Source organism: Vibrio sp. R-1, assembly GCF_035615595.1.
Classification (GTDB): Bacteria; Pseudomonadota; Gammaproteobacteria; order Enterobacterales; family Vibrionaceae; genus Vibrio; species Vibrio cholerae.
In genome coordinates, this window is record NZ_WPDC01000024.1 from 15,078 (window position 1) to 35,571 (window position 20,494).

Below are 20,494 nucleotides of genomic sequence, written 5' to 3' on the forward strand. Positions count from 1 at the left end.
TCACTCTCCAGTCTCTGAGTTTGAGCTATCTGCCTGACGTTCAAGGGGAATGCACATGGTAAAACAAGCGCCCTCTCCCTCCTTGGATATCAGTTCCAACCGCCCACCGTGGGCGCGACACACCATCTGCACTACTGCTAAGCCAAGGCCTGTACCTTGTGAGCGAGTGGTGAAAAAGGGTTCCATGATTTTGTGCTGCAACGACTCTGGCACACCGGGGCCGTTATCTTGCACGGAAATTTTAAGTTCGCCATTCACTGGGCGGAAAAACACATCTATTTGTGAGCCTTTCCCCGCAATTTGCAGCGCATTCATCACCAAATTACTCAGCGCGGAAGCCAAAGCATTGGCATTACCCAGCAACATGGTCTCTTCACTTTCGACTTCTTGCCCGTAATCAATCTGATTATTTTTCAGCGCCGTTTCGACCATAGGCATAAATTCGGCGGCCAAATCGCCAATCGAGAAGGGCATCACCACCTTGTTATCGCCACCTTTGGCAAACAGCAGCATGTCGTTTACTTGCTTTTCCAAATCGTGCAGTCGGTCAACCAACTTACTTTGAAAACGCTCACGAGTAGCAGGCGGTAAATTCGGTGCTGCGAGATTTGCGGCATACAGCATGGCACTGGACAATGGCGTTCTCACTTGGTGAGCCAATGACGCCACCATGCGTCCCAAGGAAGAGAGACGTTGCAGATCACTGATCCGTGACTGCAATAGGCGAGTTTCTGTTAAGTCGGTGATCAAAATGAGCTGACCCGTTGTCGAGGCGGAGATCGCCAAGCGCACTTTGCGTCCATTGCGCAGCGAGATTTCATGGCCATCATCGTCACGCGGGGCAAAAGCAATCTGGATCACGCTGTACCATTTTTCACCCACGAGTGGTACATCCAGTAAACGCTGCGCTTCTGGATTGGCTTCACGCACTATGCCTTGGGTATCGAGCAAAATCACCCCGGCGGGCATCACATCCAATACCTGTTTATAGCGCTCAACTTGATCTTCTAACGAGTCCAAATGGGAATGCTGCTCTTGCACTGCGCTGCTCATCATTCACTCTCTGTTTTTAAATGCAACAATGGCTTGGCACGCAAGAGTCATGCCAAGCCATTTATGTTTAAAATCAACACGTTAATCAATGCCAATATATTGACTATGGTTTCCCTAGCGTTGCATGTTGTATTTGCGCATCTTCTCAACCAAGGTGGTACGACGCATACCGAGCATGTCTGCCGCTCTCGCCACTACTCCCCCTTGCGCTTCTAAGGCTTGGTTGATGAGGTTCACTTCTAAATCAGCGAGCAACTCTTTGAGATTCACCCCTTCAGGTGGCAGCGCTTGCGGCGCATCCATATCAGGGACAAATTCCTGCGGCTCTTCAAAATTAAAGTCTTCTGCAAAAATGCCTTCCAACACATCACGCTCTTGCTCCTCAACCGAGCTAAAACGACTCGGCTCTGGCTGGAATTCCGGAATATCACTGTAACGGTATTTGGTCGGCAGGTGATTCACATCAACCAAACTGTTTGGATACAGGATGACCATACGCTCAACCAAGTTGGCAAGTTCACGCACATTACCCGGCCAGTCATGCTCCATCATCGAATTGATCGCACGCGGCGTGAAACAGATGGGCTGCGCCCCTTCCGCTTCCATACGAGTCATCAGCTCTTGTAACAGCAAAGGAATGTCATCAATCCGATCGCGCAGAGCGGGCATTTCAATCGGGAACACGTTTAAGCGGTAGTAGAGATCTTCACGAAATTTCTGTCCGTCAATCATCTCCTCCAAATTACGGTGCGTTGCGGCAATCACGCGCACATTCGCTTTGATGGTGCTGTTGCCTCCCACCCGTTCAAAACAGCGCTCTTGCAGCACGCGCAGCAGTTTAACCTGCATGCTCATCGGCATATCGCCAATTTCATCTAAAAAGAGTGTGCCGCCTTCAGCCAGTTCAAAACGGCCTTTACGTGCGGTAATCGCTCCGGTAAACGCCCCTTTTTCATGACCAAACAGTTCACTTTCCAGCAATTCAGCCGGGATTGCACCACAGTTGATGGGGACAAAAGGGCCATTACGGCGTCCTGAATGGTAGTGAATGTTGCGCGCAACCACTTCTTTACCCGTGCCCGATTCACCGAGGATCAGTACGTTGGCTTCCGTGGTCGAGACTTGCTCAATCAAGTGGCGAACTTCTTGGATCCCCATGCTTTGCCCAACAAGGCTACGAAACAGGGTGTTTTTGCGTGCGGTCGCAAGGACTTGAAAACCTTTGCGCCCAAGAAATTCTTTACAGTGACGCAAAGCATCGCTCAGCTGCGGATAGTTGAGCGGAAAATCTAACTCACCCACATAGTTGGGGAATTCTTCTAAGGAATAAGGCTGCTTATTGGCAACCAGCAACGGAATATGGTTAGCCTTGGTTAAAGATTGGATTAATTGTTCAGAAAGCGCTTGACCACGTAGCGAGCCTAAAATGCACCCACCCCACACTGCCGACCAATTGATTTGGTCAATCTGAGTAGACTCAATGACCTCACACTGCTCTCCTACAAATTCTAAAATAACACTGAGATTGAGCCGGATCGCGGCATCGTCCTCAATCACAAGTAGTTTCGCTAAACTCTGCATAGGTGAGATTATTTGCCTTTATTATAAGAAGTTGTGGTTGCACCGTTTGAACATCATTTTCAGGTGTTAATTTTGATTCTGGATCCTGAATAAACGATAGACAATTTGTGGAAATCAGCAACAAAAAAAGCCACTTGGCTAGTTAGTGGCTTCTATTCTATTTAAATCAGCAAATAAGGCAACCAAGCATTTGCTGGGTGTGATATCTGTTAAAAGTTTCTCTGACAGAAATCAAATACCCACTTCAGCGGCAGTCAAGTTGTGATATTCCGGTGGAATTTGATCCCAAGCTGACTTTATTTCACGGATGATCTCAATCACATCATCGAGCATTTGCGGATCATTTTTATGGTTCGCTTGAGTAATTTGGTTGACCATAAAGTCATACAGTTGATCGAGATTTTTGGCGATGTCGCCACCGTCTTCCATCGACAAGCAGCTGCGTAGGCTAATGATGATATCCAAGGCTTTACCTAAACGTTCGCCTTTCACAGGGATGTTACCTTGCTGCATTGCCGCCTTACCTTGGATCAGGCGCTCAATCGCTCCGGCCATTAACATCTGGACGATTTTATGCGGTGAGGCCGCACTTAGCTGGCTATCCACTGATACTTTTTTGTACGCCTGTAAAGAACCACGCATAGTCTTCCTCTTATAAAAACTTTTTGTATTGCTGAACCGATTTATTTCCGTGACGATATTTGTGGAGTGTTTGCCCCATCGCCGCCGTTTTTAACTGCATCTGTTCCACAAGTTGTTGAGTATTACCAATTGCCTTGAGCCATAAATCGGACTTTGCCAATTCAGGGTGCTCGGCCAAATAGCCTAACAAGCTATGCAATAGCTGTTCCCTGTTATCGACCAACTGCAAAATATCTTCAGTATGAATGTCATCTTCCGCAAGAAGAGTTGCGATTTGTTGATCGAGATCACTCAAACGTTGCAGTTCTGCTTCCACATTAACCACCTAAAGCGTTCATCATGCCCGCTAACTGCGATTGCATCTTGCTGGTCGCATCTTGCATGGCACTAAATTTCGCATGGGTCCGTTTTTCCAAACTCTCCATCCGGCGGTCGAGAGAACGTTGGTCGTCATCCAATCGGTAAGTCTGTTCATTCAAGCTCTTTTCTCGGGTACGGATTGAACCCGTAACCCCAGTCATGCTCGAAATCGCATCTTCGACCCGCTTAGCAAAGCCTTGATTGCCACCAAAAAACTCACCCAGCTTAGTGAAGTTGTTATTCAATTGGCGATCAAGCATAGCATAGTTGATTTCTAGCGTCCCTTGTCGGGTGGTGGTGATCCCAAACTCAGTCAGTGATTTGAGGTTTTCTGGCGCTTGCTCAATGCTCGATGAGAAGACCGTTTTTAATCGTGAGTCTGCGCTACGAACTATGCTGTCACCCGCTAAAGGGCCGGCTTGTCCGGTTCGTGGATCAACACCCGCGAGCTCTTTACTGGTTTGGAAAAACTGGTTATAGGCCGCGACAAACTGTTCAATGTCGTTACGCACTCGTTCGCGGTCATATTCAATGCCGATTTCCGCGGGTGGCTGATTGCGATCGGTTTTGCCTTTGAGGGTTAAGTTAACCCCTTCGATCGCATTTTCGATGATGTTGTTATTGCTCGATAAGGTCGCCACCCCATCCAGCACCACCATAGAGTCTTGCGCCGATTGCACTTCGGTCATGCCGCCGTAGCCATCAAAGGCACTTTGCGCCGCATTCAAGGCCGCTTGCGCTTTTTCGACCTGTTCAATGTAGGCGCGCTCTTCTGGGCTAAGTTTCGCGCGCGCTTGGGCTTTGGCTTCTTCTGGCGTCATTTTTCCGCTGCGGATCGCCGCTTCAATCTGCGCTTTCTCTTGCGCTAATTTCTGTTCTAGCTTTTGCTGTGCTTCTTGCGGCGTGATGTAGGAATCAAGCAGTGTACCGGATGCGGTGTTGCTCCACCCGGGAACGTCAGCGGCCTTTTTTTGACCTTGAGCGTCGAGTTCTTCTTCCGGTTCCCAATAGGAATCGAGCAAGGTACCGGACGCGGTTTCTGTCCAGCCCGGAATTCTGTCTTCCGGCCTGATGTATTTTTTGGCTTCACTGGCGGCGTTAGCCGCGGCTTTTACCGCACTCTCGGTTAACTCACCAGCGTTGAGCGCCTCTCCGGCCGCACCTTGTGCACTTTGTGCGGCACTTCGAATTTCTTGTGCGACTTCTTGATCGACCAGCCGAGCAGCATCGCCAATTTTTTCCGCAACTTTGGCGGCGACTTTTTGCTGTTCAGGGGTGAGTGGGGCGATGAGTTGCTGAGCTTGCGCACGCGCTTTTTCTAAATCGCGAACTCGCTGTTCGAGAGTTTTGTATTCGAGTTGCTTAAGTGGATTACCGGGTTCCGCTTGAGCGGACATTTTTACGCTGTGATCTTTGCCTGACACGTTCGAGGCAACGATCAGCCGCGGCCCTTCAACATCATTGATGATGGAGGCTCGCACGCCCGGATTGGATTTTTCACCATTGATTCCACGGACAATATCAACCAGCTTGGAGTTACCTTGCACATCCAGCGTAAAACTCTTATCGCCCAATGAAATATGCAGCTTGCCCGGACCAAATTTCGCGTCTTTGTCCAATACTTCAGACGCAATTTTATGGCTTTGAGCAAGCTGTAACACATCGACGGAGTAGTTGCCAGCAATAGCTTCCGTGGTGGCCGTCGCGGAGACAACCTGTTCGTTAGTGGTGTCGACTTTGCGTACCGCAAAAGCCTTCTCCTGACGAAACTGGGTCATCAGATTTTTCATCGTATCCAGCGACTCTCTGAGCCGACCATAGGCGCTGATACTGGTGTCAATGTTGGTGCGCTCATTGTCAATGCGTTGCTGCTTAGGTACGCGCTCCGCACTGACAATTTTGCTGACCATGCCATTGATGTCAAAGCCAGTATTCATCCCCATCGGGCCTAAACTCATTCAATCACCTCAAAAACCGTGTTACACCTTTGCCATCAGTAAACCGGATCGATGATCCTGTTCACGGGCAAGGCGGCGCAATACTTCAAGCATCTCTTCCTCGGGGATTTGGCGAATAATATCACCCGTCGAGGCTTCGTAGATAGTAACCACCTCGCGCCCGGATTCACGATCCAATCTGAAAGACAGGCCTTTGTTAATGGATTTCACAAACTCATTCATTTGCTCCACCATCTTGGCAAGTTGCTCCTCGTTAAGACGTTGGCGCTGTTTTGCTTGCGCCATGGCCGTCTCTGCCGATTCTTGCTGCCTTGCCCTGACCTGCTCAGAAAAGTGTTCAGATAATTTATCTGTACGCGAAACCGAGCGGCTGTTATCCCCTGAAAGCGAAACGCTTTTTGCATTATCGTTTTCTGAAGCAATTTTAGTGCCACTTTGTGAGCCGTAAGGCTGGATGTTCGATGCGTAGGATGGTATTTCCATAACAATCTCCCTTCCACCTTATAAGTAACATTTAAACCACAAGTTACTTACTAGCTCAATACCGCTCAAAGGGTTATCCCAATAAGCTCAGAGCTGCAGATGGTGACTGCTTCGCTTGCGCCAACACAGAGGTACTCGCCTGCTGCAATATTTGCGCCTTCGTCATCGCCGTGGTTTCACGAGCATAATCGGTATCACGGATACGGCTCTTAGACGCATTCACGTTTTCGTTAATGTTATCCAAGTTACTGATCGCATGACCGAAACGGTTCTGGAATGCACCCAATGAAGCGCGTTGGCTATCCACCGCCTTCAAAGCCCCATCCAGAATAGATACCGCTTCTTGCGAACCGGCCACGGTTGAAACGTTCACATCCGCCACCGTCACATTACGGCCAGCATCAAAACCGATTTCACCGCCCAGTCCACCACCAATGGTCACATCACCATTGACTTTTTGTGATGAAGCAAACAGTTGTAGCTTACCGTCTTCACCGACCGACGCTTTAACGTCTTCAGTTTGACCGTTGATGTAAGTCGCAAGCTCTTCTAAGTCGTCACCTTGTTTGGCATTAATGGTCACTTCACGTGCTTCACCCTGCTTATTAGTGTAGCTCAGGGTCAGATCGGTTGCTGCGCCGACACGCCAGTCTGCGGCCTTGCCTTCTTGAGCTCGATAGCTTTTTCCGCCCATAGCTTGAGTATCCGAGCGCATGCTGCCCATGCTGAGCATGACCGCTTCACCGTTATCCGCACCAATCTGGAATGACTTGGTTGCGAAGGTACCATTGAGCAGCTTGTTACCACCGAAAGAGGTGGTTTCTGCAATACGGTTCAGCTCATCATTCAGTGCGGTAATTTCTTCTTGAATCGCAACGCGTTCGGATTTGGAGTTCGAGCCGTTCGCAGATTGCAGTGACAAGTCACGCATACGTTGCAGAATGTTGGTCGTTTCATTCATCGCGCCTTCTGCGGTTTGAGCAATTGAAATACCATCGTTGGCGTTTTTCACCGCCATGTCCAAACCACGACTTTGCGATGTCAAACGGTTAGAAATTTGCAGACCTGCGGCATCGTCTCGGGCACTGTTGATTTTGTAGCCGGACGACAAACGCTCCATCGATTTCTGCATACCATCAGCAGCACCATTTAAATAGCGCTGAGCGGTCATGGCAGACACGTTCGTGTTTACATTAATTGCCATATTGATCTCCTTAGGCGGATAAGTTGGTAAACCTTGGTGTCTCTCACCTCACCTCGGTTTACCTCATTTCTCTCGTATCCTGTAACGGCGAGAAATAAATATCCTTTAGAGAAATTTCAGGCTTTTTTTCAAAAAAAGAAAATCCTCTCCACTTTCGTGAAGTTAGGCACTCATTAATGAAACTGGCTGCAATAAAAAATCCAGCCGAAGCTGGATTTTTTGGCGGTGTGGGGATTAACCCAACAGGCTGAGTGCGGCGTTTGGCGCTTGTTTGGCTTGAGCCAGCACAGAGCTTGATGCTTGAGACAGGATTTGCGATTTGGTGAGCGCTGTAGTCTCTTTCGCGAAATCGGTGTCTTTGATACGGCTCTTAGAAGCATTCACGTTTTCGTTAATGTTATCCAAGTTGCTGATAGCATGGTTGAAACGGTTCTGGAACGCACCCAGTTCAGCACGGTGACTATCTACATACTTCAGCGCAGAGTCGATAACTGCAACCGATTGTTGCGCGCCACCAACTGAAGTCACATCGATAGTGTCAACGGTTTCTGCTGTACCCGCTTGCATGTTCAGAGCACCCGCTAGACCACCAGAGAAGGCTACATCACCGGTGACTTTGTTGTTACCAGCAAAGATTTGTAGCTGACCTTTCTCGTTGACAGACGCTTTCACCATGTCGGTTTGACCGTTGATGTAAGTCGCCACTTCTTCGATATCATCGCCTTCTTTAGCGTTCACGGTAATGGTTTGATCATTGCCGTCGATGTCTTTCAGCGTGAAAGTGATGTCGTTCGCGCCCGCTTGTACTTTCCAGTCTTTGTCTTTGCCTTCTGTCGCGACATAGCTGGTACCACCCATCATGCGGTTATCACTACGCATGTCTTTCAAGGTCAGCATGACCGCTTCACCGTTGTCAGAACCGATCTGGAACGACTTGGTTGAGAAGGTACCGTTGAGCAGCTTGTTACCACCGAATGACGTGGTTTCTGCAATACGGTTCAGCTCATCATTCAGTGCGGTGATCTCTTCTTGGATTGCCACACGCTCAGATTTGGAGTTCGAGCCGTTCGCAGATTGCAGTGACAAGTCACGCATACGTTGCAGAATGTTGGTAGTTTCATTCATCGCGCCTTCTGCGGTTTGAGCAATTGAAATACCATCATTCGCGTTGCGTACTGCCACATCCAGACCGCGGCTTTGTACGTTCAAGCGGTTAGAGATTTGTAGGCCGGCAGCATCATCTTTAGCGCTATTGATTTTAAAGCCTGAAGATAGACGCTCCATTGAAGTTTGTTGTGCATTGGTTGCACCAGTCAAATAACGTTGAGCTGTCATTGCTGCTACGTTGGTATTTACATTCACTGCCATGGTGATTTCTCCAATTGATTTTCCGATGTATCCGGTTTCCGACGTCTCGGAAAACCAAAGTAGTTCTCTCAAAGTTACCTTTTATAACGGCGCATTTTTTAAATCCTTTAGGAAAAATTTTCGATTTTTTAAGAAAAAAGTTTGGTTGGCGATAAATTAGGCATCAAACACATAAAATGCACAAAAAGTGCACTTTGGCACTCAAGTTTTTTCTACCACGGACGATAAAGCGAGCTTGATCTTGAGTCAGACAAACAATGAGTTAGAGACAAAGTCGAGCAGGCAACGTTAATTACGCAGCAAAAACAGCACAAACTTCGGCTGGCGTTTCGCTTGAGCGAGCACAGAAGTGCTGACTTGCTGCAAAATTTGCTGCTTAATCATTTGCGTGGTTTCTTTGGCGTAATCCGCATCTTTAATCCGGCTGTTCGAGGCCGCTAGGTTTTCATGCACGTTATCGAGGTTACTGATCGCGTGTTGGAAACGATTTTGCATCGCCCCTAGCTCTGAGCGATGCCCATCGACATACTTGAGTGCCGTATCAATCACTGAGACGGCGCGTTGCGCACCGCCAGCACTGCTGATATCAAGATTATCCACCGCTTCATAACCCAATAAGTTCATTTGCAATTCGTTGGCTAAACTGCCACTGAACGATAGGGTTCCGGCAGTCTCTTTACCCGCGATGTACAACTGGAGTTGTCCCTTTTCATTCACGGACGCAGAGACTTTATCGGTTTGGCCATTGATGTAAGTCGCCAACTCTTCAATATCGTCTCCCTCTTTGGCTTGGATCTGAATGTTCTCATTCTCCCCTTGCGCATTGACGTAGCTGATATTGAGCTGTTGTTTACCTTTTGTAACTTGCCACTGTTTATCGGCTAGCGCAGCCGCAACATAGCTAAACCCGCCCATCTCCAAACTGTCTGATCGCATATTGCGCAGTGAAAGTTGTACGGCTTCACCACTGCTGGCACCAATTTGGAAACTGGCTTTCATAAATTGGCCATTGAGTAGCTTGCGCCCTGCAAAAGAGGTGGTTTCAGCGATTCGATTCAATTCATCGTTTAAAGCGGCCATTTCCTCTTGTAATGCGACTCTTTCGGCTGCACTGTTTGAACCGTTGGCCGATTGCAAAGAGAGGTCGCGCATGCGTTGCAATAGCTGAGTGGTTTCCTGCATCGCCCCTTCTGCCGTCTGCATGATCGAAATCCCATCGTTGGCATTGCGCACAGCAATGCCGAGGCCACGCATTTGCGTTTCCAAACGATTGGAGATCTGCAGCCCTGCCGCATCATCTTTGGCACTGTTGATTCGATTGCCAGAAGAGAGCCGCTCCAGAGACTGATTGAGCATCTCGGACGCAGAATTAAGATGTCGCTGTGCTACCAGCGCAGACACATTGGTATTTACCGTCATGGCCATGGCTGCTGCACTCCTTACACGATTGCTTACTTGTTCTTTTATCGGTGTAAAGTGAGTTTTCTTTAATCAAAAAACCGAGCACTAGGCTCGGCTTTGGCATGAAACATATGCAACGGTGTTGCATTATTGATTCTTGAGTGTCAGTTCCTGCAACATCACTTGCGACGGTGCAAAGAAATAAGCCCCGGTCACGGCTTTGGTAAAGCGTAGCAGTTGGTCTGTTTTGCCATCAGTGACACCGTACATGCTTTCCAGCATGGTTTTGAAATTATGCAGCGTGTGGCAGTACGCAATAAACAGTAGGCCGTGATCGCCGCTCACGCTGCCATACGGCAAGCTGTGGCGAACAATCTTCAACCCTTTACCTTCTTCTTTAATATCCACTCGCCCCACATGCGAAGCGGCAGGAACATTTTCTAGCTCGACAGAATCAGGCTTAGTACGACCAATCACTTTTTCTTGCGCCGCTAAGTTGAGACGATTCCACGCCGGCAAATTATGTACAAAGCGTTGTACCATCACATAGCTGCCTCCCGCAAAGTCGCCATCGGCCACTAACGCGACTTCCGCGCGTTTCTCTGCTTTCGGGTTTTCTGTGCCATCAATAAAGCCCGTCATGTCACGTGCGTCTAAATAACGGAAACCATAGGTTTCATCCACGATTTCAATATCTTGAGCGATGTCGCTAATCCCTTTACGTAGAGTATAAAACAGCAAATCGTGGCGCGTGGCGTGACAATGGATCAACACATCCACATCCGTGCTTGGCGCGTGAGTTTCGCCCTCACCCAGCTCAGGAAAATCAATCAGTTCTGGTGGCAACGCCATATCAAAATGGCTCCAAAAACCTTTGCTGAACGCGACAGAAACCGTCAGCTCGGCTCCCGGCTGATTTTGATTGATTTCCTCAACTAACGCAGGCAAAGCCTTAAGCGCTTGCAAAACATGGGCGTGGTTCTGACGAACTTTCAGTAGTGTGTACAGGGCAAACGGGCCAGCTTCTGGCAAGATTGCGGTCTGTGACTTAAACATAACGAATCCTCACTTTTCGGTTTTGCTCAGTGTAATAAAAAGAAAAATCATCGCGTTGATGATGATCATGCCTTATCCAACGCGGGGGCTTTTAAACTGTCGCGCACATGGCGACTCTGCACGAGGTAAATGCCAAACCACAGTAATAAGAGTAGGGTCAATGCGTTGGCCCAGTGAAAAGCCCCCTGCTGCAAGTAAACGTGAAAAGCCGTTTGCACAAATTGGCCTATCACAACGAATAAAGAAATCGCACGACCTTGCGCGACAATCTGATTGACCCATTGCCGCTGCGAACTGCGTAACGTGATGAGCCACATTAAGGCAAGAGCCGGAGCCCCCATCGCAAGTCCAACATACAACAAAGAGTGATCGGGATAGATCAATGAGAGCAAATGGGAACCTTGTTCGCGGCTCACCCCCGCCATCACAAACATGACCCAAGCTCGATTAAGAAACAGCCATCCTAGCCATAGCCATATCGGTGCTTTTAAAAATCCTTGACTATCATACTGTTCAATCGAATAACGCACGGTTTTCTCAACTCATAAAACACAGGCTGTTCACTCTAGCGCAATTCCCCTAAATGACCACTGCTTATTCTTAGCTCGCCCCATTTTTTACCCTGCGCTCACATGCTAGTCTTAGTCCTAAGCTTTTTAAAACGTATAGATTAATGAAAAACACGACTCTCATTCCGTCAGAACAAACCCAGCAAGAGGCGTTAAAAATTGCGAAAGCGACTCAGCGCCCCGGACAAACCAAAGAGCAAACTAAGCTCATCACTCAAGGTATCGAAAAAGGGATTGCTTTATACAAAAAGCAGCAGAAAGAGAAACACCGGCAGGCAGATAAGCTGCGTAAAAAAGCGTTAAAAGCCAAGCAATCTTCGACAGAGGAAATCCACGAAGCGGATGACTATGCAGCCGAACTCGGCGATGAATCTCATACCAGTCAAGCCAAACTCGCATGGGTATTATTAGCACTCAGTTGGCTAGGTTTTATCAGTTACTGGTTGTGGCAAAACAGCTGACGCACCAAGCCGCATGATGTGCCAAGCCGCATGATGTGGAAAATGAAAAAGCCAGCGATGCTGGCTTTAAGCACAAAACCCTAAGCTTGCCGCAATGTCTTTTTTGCGTTCGGTGACCCATTGGCTGTCAAAGGGACCCCAGTCAGAAAGCTGGTAGTAGCCATCATTGTGTCGGCGGCCATCTTGCACGAAGTTCAGTTCAATACCGATACCCGGCATGGCTTTGATGACATCTTGGATAGTACGACGAGGCCAGCCCGTCTTTTCAATCAGTTTAGGGACATTGGGTCGCTCAAGGCTCTCCACAAGCAAAGCTAAATATAAGCGCCTTGCGAATACAGGACTCAGTTCCATTGATACCTCCTAAAGTATGCTGTGCTCATTATTTCCGTTTTACTGTGTGATGTGTTGCGTTTGATCAATAACTTGCCAATCGATTTACTTTAGTAGGCTATTTTTTCCGTGCGTGAAATATCTACATCACACTTTTGTCTCGGCCGAACCTTCCTGTTAGGATTGAACGCACAATAAGCAAGGTTGCCCTAAGCTCAACACCATGAAGCAACCCATTCAGGCCTTCAATAAAACCCATTTAAGGATAAACATGACGATCACTTTGTATGGCATTCCGAACTGCGACACCATGAAAAAAGCCCGTAAATGGCTAGAACAATCGGGCGTCGCCTACCAGTTTCATGACTATCGCAAAGAGGGCATTACCCCAGAATTGGTGGCTGGATTTTGTAGCCAATTAGGTTGGGAACAAGTACTCAATAAGCGCGGCACAACCTTTCGCCAACTGAGTGATGAGCAAAAAGCCACTTTGAATGCCGACAATGCCGTGGCATTGTTAGTAGAACATCCGGCGATGATTAAGCGCCCTATTTTACAACGTCAAGATGAACTGCATCTTGGCTTTAGCGATGCCCAGTATCGCGCTCTTTTTTCTTAAGCGTTTTGATTAATACAAGGAATTTCAAGGATGACAGATAGCCCTGTACTGGCTCTGGCAAAAGATCTGATTAGCCGACAATCCGTTACTCCTGCCGACGCAGGATGTCAGGATCTGATGATTGAGCGCTTAAAAGCGCTGGGTTTCGAAATTGAAAGCATGGTGTTTGAAGACACCACCAACTTCTGGGCTCGCCGCGGCACGCAATCTCCACTGTTTGTTTTTGCCGGTCATACCGATGTGGTGCCTGCCGGCCCTCTGGCGCAGTGGCACACTCCTCCTTTTGAGCCGACTGTGATTGATGGTTTCCTGCATGGGCGTGGCGCAGCAGATATGAAAGGCTCGCTGGCTTGTATGATTGTGGCGGTAGAGCGTTTTATTGCCGAACATCCCGATCATCAAGGCTCAATCGGTTTTTTGATCACTTCTGATGAAGAAGGCCCCTTTATCAACGGTACCGTCCGTGTCGTAGAAACGCTAATGGCACGTAACGAACTGATCGATATGTGTATCGTCGGTGAGCCGTCCAGTACCCTAGCCGTAGGCGATGTGGTGAAAAATGGCCGTCGTGGCTCCATCACGGGGGATTTGAAGGTAAAAGGCACTCAAGGCCATGTTGCTTATCCGCATCTGGCTAATAATCCCGTGCATAAAGCGCTCCCCGCATTGGCCGAACTCGCCGCCACCCAATGGGATGAAGGTAACGCCTATTTCCCCCCCACCAGCTTTCAAATTCCTAACCTGCAAGCGGGTACTGGCACATCGAATGTCATCCCCGGTGAATTTGATGTGCAGTTTAACTTCCGCTTTAGTACAGAGCTCACCGATGAAGAGATCAAACGCCGCGTACATTCGGTCTTGGATGCTCACGGGCTCGATTACGATGTGAAATGGACTCTCAGCGGCCAACCCTTCCTGACCGATACGGGCGAACTACTGGCCGCAGTAGTCGCGGCAGTAGAGGAAGTAAACCATCAAGCTCCTGCGTTATTGACGACAGGCGGAACATCCGATGGTCGCTTCATTGCCCAAATGGGAGCACAAGTGGTTGAGCTCGGTCCCGTCAATGCCACCATTCACAAGGTAAACGAGTGTGTACGTATTGCGGATTTAGAGAAATTGACCGATATGTATCAAAAAACCTTAAATCATCTTTTAGGCTAACTATGACCCCAGAGCAGCTAACCGGGCAAACCGACACACATTTGATCTCCGTGATGGTCGGACAAAAAGCGTTTCAAGTGCATCCGCAAGTGAGTGCGGATCTTTTAGCACTCAAGCAAGCGGCGCAAGATGCAGGGTTTAATCTTTGTATCGCCAGTGGTTTTCGCTCCTTTGAACGCCAACTGGCGATCTGGAACCAGAAAATGCTCGGTCAAAAACCGCTGCTCGATGAACATAGCCAGCCATTGCATAGCAACACACTGAGTGAAGCTGAAAAAGTGTTAGCCATATTACTCTGGTCAGCCTTGCCGGGCGCAAGTCGTCACCATTGGGGAACGGATTTTGATGTGTATGACCGCGATGCTTTACCAGAGAACACCAGTCTGCTGCTTGAACCGTGGGAATATCTTGAAGGGCATCAAAGTGAGTTCTCTCAATGGCTAAACGCACATCTGGCTCAATTTGGTTTTTTCCTACCCTATCAGCATGGTCAAGGCATTGGCTTTGAACCTTGGCATATCAGTCATAAACAGACTGCGCAGCAATGCTTAGCAGCACTGAGTGAGCCCCTATTGCTTGAGCAGCTCTCTGCCGTAGCGATGGAAGGAAAAACGACAGTCCAAGCGCTGTTGCCGGAGATTTATCAACGCTTCATCACGAATATTTGTGAGGTATAACATGGAGATACTGTTTAACCCTTGGGTGATCTCGTTGATTGTGGTCGCCGTGATTGTCGGGAATATTGCCGCGCTTAAATACACCGCCAACATGAAATTTGGACAAATGGATAAAAAAAGCGAACTTGATCGGCTGAATGAACTGGATCAGAAGAGATATCCGCGCTCACCCAAAGGCACGGATACCCCCTCTGAACCTAAAGATAACGGGTAACGACAAATCGCAAAACAATGACTACCGCTAAAAGCGGTGGTTTAGGGATGACAATAAAAACAAAGGGATGCCTTGGCATCCCTTCTTTTTCATTACTTCTTATCCACCACTGCTGAGAGCACTGGCACCATCTCTTTCAACAGCGCTTCGTTGACCGGTTTACCCGCTGAGTCGGTCACGTTAATCGACGTACGGTTACCCAAGTCACCAAAGAGGAAGGTGTAAGTCCCTGATTTAAGCTCAATCGGTTTGACCCCAACCTGTTGCCAGAATTCATCATCTGGTGCAGCGTATTTGGCTTTAACCGTGCCTTGTGACTGGTTACGCTCTTCAATAGTAAAGCCCATTTTGGGCAGTAACTCTGGCAAACGTTGCCACAGTACATCGTACGGCGTACGCGCAATGATCACAGGGAATCCACTGCGATCTGAGCCCATGGTAATCGGAATTTGCTTAACCAGCTCTTGAGCACGGCGCGCCGCTTCCGCACGCACATCGGAGTCGTAACGAGTCGTGACCAAGTTGGTCATAAAGGCGTTGTAACGCTCTTTATTGGTGGTACTGACCATTTGCACTTGACCATTTTCACGCCAACCAATCAGCGAAATTTTAAAGCCATAACGATTATTGGTTTCCACCATCGACATTAAGTAGCGGCTACCAATCGTCACATCTTCATCTTCTGATACCCAATCGACCCAGTCCGTTTCCACCATAGAATCGGTTTGCTTACGAAGAGGGATTTTGCGCTCCGCAATCATTTTCAGTGCGGTATCCCACACTTTTTGCGCTTCATCTTGGCGCAACATCCATAAGGTCACTTCGCCATTTTGACGTTCTGCGCGAGCACCTGGGATAAGTTCCAACACTTGTTGTGGCGGACGAATATCGACCACATTGCCCACGCCACCATGAAACGCGCCCTGCGGAATATCATAGTTAGGGTAAAACTGCGGAGTGGCACCTTGTGGCAATACCCAAGGCTTAAATTCTGTGGTTTCGAGATAGTCGAAATCGTCTTTGGCTTGGCGTCGTTGCGTGGGGCTGCTGGAGCAAGCACTTAAAACCAAAACAGCCAGTGAACCGAGAACTAGCTGGCGAGAAAACTTCATTGAAACTCCTAAAAATTGCCGGGGTCATGATACCCCGGCATTGTAATGGATCGCGCCTTAATAAATACAGGCTTCAGACAGGGCTTGGGCAACGATTGGACGTGCTGGTTCCGAAAGTTGCGTCAAAGGTAGACGCAGATCACCATTTGCAATCAATCCCATCTTATGGGCTGCCCATTTCACTGGAATTGGGCTCGATTCGATAAACAGATTTTTATGCAGAGTCATCAAGCGTTGGTTGATGATCGCCGCTTCGTCAAACTTACCATCCAGCGCCAAATGCATCATCTTCGCCATGTCGGCAGCAGCGATATTGTTGGTCACTGAAATCACACCTTGCCCCCCGAGTTTAACGAACTCAAGGCCTGTGGCATCATCACCACTGAGTAGGACAAAACCTTCTTTACACATCTCACGGTGCTTCGCAACACGGCTTAAATCACCGGTCGCATCTTTCAGTGCGACAATGTTCTTGATTTCAGATAAACGGGCAACAGTTTCTGGACGCATATCCACAGCGGTACGTCCCGGCACGTTGTACAAAATCACGGGAATATCGGTTTCTTGCGCAATCGCGTTGTAGTGCAGGAACAGACCTTCTTGGGTCGGCTTATTGTAATAAGGCGTGACACTCAAATACCCTGCAATACCTGTGTTGTTCAGCAGGCGGCTAAAAGTGACCGCTTCATGGGTCGCATTTGCGCCTGTTCCAGCAATAATAGGCAGACGACCTTCAGCGAACTCTACCGTTTTTGCTACTACTTTCACGTGTTCTTCGACCGTTAGCGTCGCGGATTCACCGGTGGTGCCAACGGAAACAATCGCATCGGTTCCTGCATCAACATGGAAATCGACCAGCTTTTTCAGGCTGATATAATCGACTTCACCGTCCGGAGTAAATGGGGTAATTAACGCAACGATACTTCCTGAAAACATGTCTATCTCCCTAATCTGATACTCTCAGCATGGTAATGCATGGCGCTAAAAAAAGACAAGCGGAGAAATGGGCTTAAATCACCATGCGGATGAATATTGATAAGATACCCTCAATAAATGGCGGGCAAGACGAGTGACCTTTATACACGGCACTTCGTCGTGGGTGTCAAACTGTGGTCATTTTCAGGGTGAGCGCACGGAAAAACGCACTTGGTCACGCTTTTTCTCTAGTTTAACTGTGTTAACATGCCCCAAAAATCATCTCTAAAGTGACAGTATGACTCAGCATCTTGTGATCACCGCCGTGGGCACTGACAGACCCGGCATTTGTAACGAAGTGGTTCGATTAGTGACCCAAGCGGGTTGCAACATTATTGATAGCCGCATCGCTCTGTTTGGAAAAGAATTTACACTTTTGATGTTAATTTCTGGCTCCCCAAGCAACATTACTCGCGTCGAAACCACGTTACCTTTGCTTGGCCAACAGCATGATCTGATCACCATGATGAAACGTACATCACCTCATGATCATCAAACCCACGCTTATACCGTGGAAGTGTACGTAGAGTCTGACGATAAACTGGGACTGACCGAAAAGTTCACCCAATTTTTCGCACAGCGCCAAATCGGTATGGCATCACTAAGCGCACAAACCATCAGCAAAGACAAACTGCACAGTGAGCAAAATCAGTTCCACATCGCCATCTGCGCGCGAGTGGACTCAGGTTGTAACCTCATGCAGTTGCAAGAAGAGTTTGATGCCTTATGTACAGCACTTGATGTTCAGGGTTCACTTAACTTTATAAAAAACAGTCAGTAATCAAAGGGATCATTATGAATACGCTTACTGCTGGAACTCCAGCTCCCGCTTTCTCTTTACCAGATCAAAATGGCAATCTTGTAACGCTTGCGGATTTTGCAGGCAAAAAAGTTCTGCTCTACTTTTACCCCAAAGCCATGACGCCAGGCTGCACAGTGCAGGCACAAGGACTACGCGATATTCAAGCGGAGCTGCAAGGACACAATGTGGTAGTGCTGGGGGTGAGTACCGACCCCGTGAAGCGATTAGGCAAGTTCATTGAGCGTGATAATCTCAACTTCTCACTGTTATCAGATGAAGATCACCAAGTGGCTGAACAGTTTGGCGTATGGGGTGAGAAAAAGTTCATGGGTAAAATCTTTGATGGCTTACATCGCATCAGCTTTTTGATCAATGAACAAGGTGTGATTGAGCAAGTCTTTGATAAGTTTAAAACCAGCAATCACCATGAAGTGGTACTGGCTTATCTGAGCGGCAAATAATCGGTAGAAATGCCGATTTTAGTCCGTTTAAATACAGAAAAGATTAAGGCCAGTCATTGACTGGCCTTATTATTGGCATGCGAAATGCATAGGTCAAAACGCTACACAATAAAGGTATTGAGGAGTTTGCCTTGCTCGCGCACGTTTTCGGTTTGTACTTCCATGGCCACACTCGCCGCTTGAGCCGAATCAGCCACCTGAGTCGAGAGGTCTTTAATCTTCACCGTATTGGTGTTGATCTCCTCGGCAACGAGACTTTGCTCTTCCGCTGCAGAAGCAATCTGCATGTTCATATCACTGATCCGTTGGATAGCGCTACGAATCCGTTGCAGAGATTCATTAGCAAGCTGCGCCTTCTGCACAGCATCATCCGCCGTGTACTTACTCTCATTCATAGCAACAGAAACCGCACTCGCACCGCTTTGTAACTGTTCGATCATATTGCGAATTTCCGTGGTCGATTGTTGCGTACGCTGCGCCAACGTCCGAACTTCATCGGCAACCACCGCAAAACCTCGACCCGATTCCCCCGCGCGCGCGGCTTCAATCGCCGCATTAAGTGCCAGCAAGTTGGTTTGATCAGCAATATCGTTAATGACTTTCAAAATGGTTTCGATATTTCCGGTCGCCACTTCTAGTCCTTTGACCTCTTCTACCGCTTGTTCGATACGAGCAGAAAGCGCATCAATCGATCGCGTGGTATCACTCACCACTTTACTGCCATCTTGTGAAGCTTCATCAGCCTCGTGAGCCGCAGCCGCTGCTCCTTGCGCGTTATTCGCTACTTCTGTCGCCGTTACCGCCATCTCATGCATTGCCGTCGCGAGCTGCTCCAACTCTTGCAACTGCTGCGCCATGGCACTGGCCGACTCATGCGCACCCAGTACCGTTTGCTCGGTACCATGCATGATTTCCGCGCCAATCCCTTTTAGGTGTTGGATACGTTTTTGCAACGTTTCGCAGAACACGTTGAAATCCTTCGCCAATATTGCAAATTCCATATCGGTGTTGGTGTCCAAACGTTTAGTTAAATCCCCTTGACCTGAAGCTACATCTTCAATGGCTCGACTCAGCGCACCCAGAGGCTTCATCAGCACTTTAATTAGGAAGCTTAAGCCAATGATACTGAGCAATACGCCAATAACGGTATAAATCAATGAGCTGTGGCGTAAATCATCCACCATCGCAAACGCGATAGATTCATCCACCACAGCGCCGATATACCAACTCTCAGATGGCACTTGGGCAAATTTAACCAGATAGTATTTACCGTCCAGCTCAATCCGTTGGGTTCCTTCTTTCAGATCGACATTCGGTAAAAACTGACTGAATTTTTCGCCATTGTTTTCCGCATTCGGGTGAGCAATAGTAACGCCGTCTTTCGTCGTGATGAATAGGTAACCCGCATCAAACAGATTTACAGAGTTAACCAATTGCGCCAATTGAGTCAGCTCTACGTCATAGAACATAGCACCGACAAAGTTACTCTGTTGATAAACTGGCGTACCGATAGAGATGATGATTTTCTTGGTCGAGATATCGACATAAGGCTCGGTGACCACTAGCTTTCTTTCACGCTTAGCATCCACATACCAAGGACGCTTACGTGGGTCGTAATCTGCGTTTGGCTCCCAACCATCATCATTTTCCACCACGGTCGCATCAGATTCATAGCCAAGACCAATCGCTAAAAAGCTCCCTTTTAGGTTGGGAGATTCTAAAACACTCTTAGCAAATGCTTTGTTGGTTGGATCAAGCTGTAAAATCTCAGTGGTCGACTGCGCTAATCCCTTTTTACTGGCAAGATCTGACTCAATTGTGTTTTTGACCCCTTTCACCATCTCCATCAAGCTATCTTGAACGAGTGACTCAATCTCCTCACGAACGGTGGAGAGCTGTTGGAATGACAGCAGTGCAATAACACAGAGTAGTAATGCCGATGAAGCGGCAACGATCTTCTGACTAAACCTCATAATGTCCGATCCTTCTGTTCTGGGTCCT

Annotated in this window: 22 protein-coding genes; 7 read left to right on the forward strand and 15 right to left on the reverse strand. The window is 48.1% G+C overall.

The annotated features are described in order from the left end of the window. The 11 genes from GOU96_RS07525 to GOU96_RS07575 all read right to left on the reverse strand — a co-directional run bounded on the left by GOU96_RS07525 (position 1) and on the right by GOU96_RS07575 (position 11,636). Entirely contained in the window at positions 1-1,056 is a 1,056-nt protein-coding gene (locus GOU96_RS07525; protein WP_001881834.1) for a sensor histidine kinase, read from the reverse strand. Positions 1,057-1,167: 111 nt separating this feature from the next. Further along, a complete protein-coding gene (locus GOU96_RS07530; protein WP_248363096.1) occupies positions 1,168-2,634 on the reverse strand; it encodes a sigma-54 dependent transcriptional regulator in 1,467 nt (488 codons plus the stop codon). A 231-nt stretch (positions 2,635-2,865) separates the two neighbouring features. Further along, entirely contained in the window at positions 2,866-3,276 is a 411-nt protein-coding gene (gene fliS, locus GOU96_RS07535) for a flagellar export chaperone FliS (protein ID WP_001214990.1), read from the reverse strand. 10 nt (positions 3,277-3,286) lie between these two features. Continuing rightward, a complete protein-coding gene (locus tag GOU96_RS07540; protein ID WP_000387035.1) occupies positions 3,287-3,592 on the reverse strand; it encodes a flagellar protein FliT in 306 nt (101 codons plus the stop codon). Between the two features lies 1 nt (position 3,593). Further along, the gene (gene fliD, locus GOU96_RS07545; protein WP_113628539.1) at positions 3,594-5,594 is read right to left on the reverse strand and encodes a flagellar filament capping protein FliD; all 2,001 of its coding nucleotides are present in this window, start codon (positions 5,592-5,594) and stop codon (positions 3,594-3,596) included. A 21-nt stretch (positions 5,595-5,615) separates the two neighbouring features. Then, positions 5,616-6,077, reverse strand: coding sequence for a flagellar protein FlaG (flaG, locus tag GOU96_RS07550; protein ID WP_000405330.1), 462 nt, complete (start codon positions 6,075-6,077; stop codon positions 5,616-5,618). A gap of 73 nt (positions 6,078-6,150) precedes the next feature. After that, on the reverse strand, positions 6,151-7,281 hold the full coding sequence (locus tag GOU96_RS07555; RefSeq protein WP_324701951.1) for a flagellin: 1,131 nt from the start codon (positions 7,279-7,281) through the stop codon (positions 6,151-6,153). Between the two features lie 234 nt (positions 7,282-7,515). Continuing rightward, complete coding sequence (locus tag GOU96_RS07560; RefSeq protein WP_033932815.1) at positions 7,516-8,649, reverse strand: flagellin; 1,134 nt, start codon at positions 8,647-8,649, stop codon at positions 7,516-7,518. Between the two features lie 288 nt (positions 8,650-8,937). After that, a complete protein-coding gene (locus tag GOU96_RS07565) occupies positions 8,938-10,074 on the reverse strand; it encodes a flagellin (protein WP_113628540.1) in 1,137 nt (378 codons plus the stop codon). 123 nt (positions 10,075-10,197) lie between these two features. After that, the gene (locus tag GOU96_RS07570) at positions 10,198-11,106 is read right to left on the reverse strand and encodes a Dyp-type peroxidase (RefSeq protein WP_267782243.1); all 909 of its coding nucleotides are present in this window, start codon (positions 11,104-11,106) and stop codon (positions 10,198-10,200) included. Between the two features lie 65 nt (positions 11,107-11,171). Then, positions 11,172-11,636 carry a DUF2919 domain-containing protein gene (locus GOU96_RS07575; RefSeq protein WP_001270703.1) on the reverse strand — a complete coding sequence of 155 codons (465 nt, stop codon included), beginning with the start codon at positions 11,634-11,636 and terminating at the stop codon, positions 11,172-11,174. 143 nt (positions 11,637-11,779) lie between these two features. Here GOU96_RS07575 and GOU96_RS07580 point away from each other — a divergent pair, with 143 nt between their 5' ends. Then, entirely contained in the window at positions 11,780-12,136 is a 357-nt protein-coding gene (locus GOU96_RS07580; protein WP_000799586.1) for a DUF2956 domain-containing protein, read from the forward strand. Positions 12,137-12,202: 66 nt separating this feature from the next. On the opposite strand, the gene GOU96_RS07585 is transcribed toward GOU96_RS07580, so the two are convergent. Next, positions 12,203-12,490 carry a winged helix-turn-helix domain-containing protein gene (locus GOU96_RS07585; RefSeq protein WP_000423624.1) on the reverse strand — a complete coding sequence of 96 codons (288 nt, stop codon included), beginning with the start codon at positions 12,488-12,490 and terminating at the stop codon, positions 12,203-12,205. A 250-nt stretch (positions 12,491-12,740) separates the two neighbouring features. Here GOU96_RS07585 and GOU96_RS07590 point away from each other — a divergent pair, with 250 nt between their 5' ends. Genes GOU96_RS07590 through GOU96_RS07605 form a run of 4 tightly spaced genes read left to right on the forward strand, consistent with a single transcriptional unit; the run spans position 12,741 to position 15,143 of the window. Continuing rightward, positions 12,741-13,088, forward strand: coding sequence for an ArsC family reductase (locus tag GOU96_RS07590; RefSeq protein ID WP_000156597.1), 348 nt, complete (start codon positions 12,741-12,743; stop codon positions 13,086-13,088). Positions 13,089-13,118: 30 nt separating this feature from the next. Then, a complete protein-coding gene (gene dapE / locus GOU96_RS07595; protein WP_042987851.1) occupies positions 13,119-14,252 on the forward strand; it encodes a succinyl-diaminopimelate desuccinylase in 1,134 nt (377 codons plus the stop codon). A 2-nt stretch (positions 14,253-14,254) separates the two neighbouring features. Next, positions 14,255-14,929, forward strand: coding sequence for a M15 family metallopeptidase (locus GOU96_RS07600; protein ID WP_180978934.1), 675 nt, complete (start codon positions 14,255-14,257; stop codon positions 14,927-14,929). A gap of 1 nt (position 14,930) precedes the next feature. Next, positions 14,931-15,143 carry a DUF2897 family protein gene (locus GOU96_RS07605; protein WP_000404231.1) on the forward strand — a complete coding sequence of 71 codons (213 nt, stop codon included), beginning with the start codon at positions 14,931-14,933 and terminating at the stop codon, positions 15,141-15,143. A gap of 92 nt (positions 15,144-15,235) precedes the next feature. On the opposite strand, the gene bamC is transcribed toward GOU96_RS07605, so the two are convergent. Both bamC and dapA read right to left on the reverse strand, forming a co-directional pair. After that, the gene (bamC, locus tag GOU96_RS07610) at positions 15,236-16,255 is read right to left on the reverse strand and encodes an outer membrane protein assembly factor BamC (protein WP_175247992.1); all 1,020 of its coding nucleotides are present in this window, start codon (positions 16,253-16,255) and stop codon (positions 15,236-15,238) included. A 57-nt stretch (positions 16,256-16,312) separates the two neighbouring features. Continuing rightward, positions 16,313-17,191 carry a 4-hydroxy-tetrahydrodipicolinate synthase gene (gene dapA, locus GOU96_RS07615; protein ID WP_000491214.1) on the reverse strand — a complete coding sequence of 293 codons (879 nt, stop codon included), beginning with the start codon at positions 17,189-17,191 and terminating at the stop codon, positions 16,313-16,315. A gap of 277 nt (positions 17,192-17,468) precedes the next feature. On the opposite strand from dapA, the gene GOU96_RS07620 reads away from it, so the two are divergent. Together GOU96_RS07620 and bcp are read left to right on the forward strand one after the other, a co-directional pair. Next, complete coding sequence (locus tag GOU96_RS07620) at positions 17,469-18,011, forward strand: glycine cleavage system protein R (RefSeq protein WP_095473123.1); 543 nt, start codon at positions 17,469-17,471, stop codon at positions 18,009-18,011. Positions 18,012-18,025: 14 nt separating this feature from the next. After that, positions 18,026-18,493: a thioredoxin-dependent thiol peroxidase gene (gene bcp, locus GOU96_RS07625; RefSeq protein ID WP_258502216.1), complete on the forward strand. Its 468-nt coding sequence runs from the start codon at positions 18,026-18,028 to the stop codon at positions 18,491-18,493. A gap of 101 nt (positions 18,494-18,594) precedes the next feature. Here the strand turns inward: bcp and mlp24 are convergent, their stop codons facing one another. Beyond that, positions 18,595-20,466, reverse strand: coding sequence for a methyl-accepting chemotaxis protein Mlp24 (gene mlp24, locus GOU96_RS07630; protein ID WP_001212591.1), 1,872 nt, complete (start codon positions 20,464-20,466; stop codon positions 18,595-18,597). Positions 20,467-20,494: the final 28 nt, after the last annotated feature.

Coding starts and splice junctions, on each gene's coding strand:
- GOU96_RS07525 (WP_001881834.1), bottom strand. CDS start 1,056: ATGATGAGCAGCGCAGTGCAAGAGCAGCATTCCCATTTGGACTCGTTA.
- GOU96_RS07530 (WP_248363096.1), bottom strand. CDS start 2,634: ATGCAGAGTTTAGCGAAACTACTTGTGATTGAGGACGATGCCGCGATC.
- fliS (WP_001214990.1), bottom strand. CDS start 3,276: ATGCGTGGTTCTTTACAGGCGTACAAAAAAGTATCAGTGGATAGCCAG.
- fliD (WP_113628539.1), bottom strand. CDS start 5,594: ATGAGTTTAGGCCCGATGGGGATGAATACTGGCTTTGACATCAATGGC.
- flaG (WP_000405330.1), bottom strand. CDS start 6,077: ATGGAAATACCATCCTACGCATCGAACATCCAGCCTTACGGCTCACAA.
- GOU96_RS07555 (WP_324701951.1), bottom strand. CDS start 7,281: ATGGCAATTAATGTAAACACGAACGTGTCTGCCATGACCGCTCAGCGC.
- GOU96_RS07560 (WP_033932815.1), bottom strand. CDS start 8,649: ATGGCAGTGAATGTAAATACCAACGTAGCAGCAATGACAGCTCAACGT.
- GOU96_RS07565 (WP_113628540.1), bottom strand. CDS start 10,074: ATGGCCATGACGGTAAATACCAATGTGTCTGCGCTGGTAGCACAGCGA.
- GOU96_RS07570 (WP_267782243.1), bottom strand. CDS start 11,106: ATGTTTAAGTCACAGACCGCAATCTTGCCAGAAGCTGGCCCGTTTGCC.
- GOU96_RS07580 (WP_000799586.1), top strand. CDS start 11,780: ATGAAAAACACGACTCTCATTCCGTCAGAACAAACCCAGCAAGAGGCG.
- GOU96_RS07585 (WP_000423624.1), bottom strand. CDS start 12,490: ATGGAACTGAGTCCTGTATTCGCAAGGCGCTTATATTTAGCTTTGCTT.
- GOU96_RS07590 (WP_000156597.1), top strand. CDS start 12,741: ATGACGATCACTTTGTATGGCATTCCGAACTGCGACACCATGAAAAAA.
- dapE (WP_042987851.1), top strand. CDS start 13,119: ATGACAGATAGCCCTGTACTGGCTCTGGCAAAAGATCTGATTAGCCGA.
- GOU96_RS07600 (WP_180978934.1), top strand. CDS start 14,255: ATGACCCCAGAGCAGCTAACCGGGCAAACCGACACACATTTGATCTCC.
- GOU96_RS07605 (WP_000404231.1), top strand. CDS start 14,931: ATGGAGATACTGTTTAACCCTTGGGTGATCTCGTTGATTGTGGTCGCC.
- bamC (WP_175247992.1), bottom strand. CDS start 16,255: ATGAAGTTTTCTCGCCAGCTAGTTCTCGGTTCACTGGCTGTTTTGGTT.
- dapA (WP_000491214.1), bottom strand. CDS start 17,191: ATGTTTTCAGGAAGTATCGTTGCGTTAATTACCCCATTTACTCCGGAC.
- GOU96_RS07620 (WP_095473123.1), top strand. CDS start 17,469: ATGACTCAGCATCTTGTGATCACCGCCGTGGGCACTGACAGACCCGGC.
- bcp (WP_258502216.1), top strand. CDS start 18,026: ATGAATACGCTTACTGCTGGAACTCCAGCTCCCGCTTTCTCTTTACCA.
- mlp24 (WP_001212591.1), bottom strand. CDS start 20,466: ATGAGGTTTAGTCAGAAGATCGTTGCCGCTTCATCGGCATTACTACTC.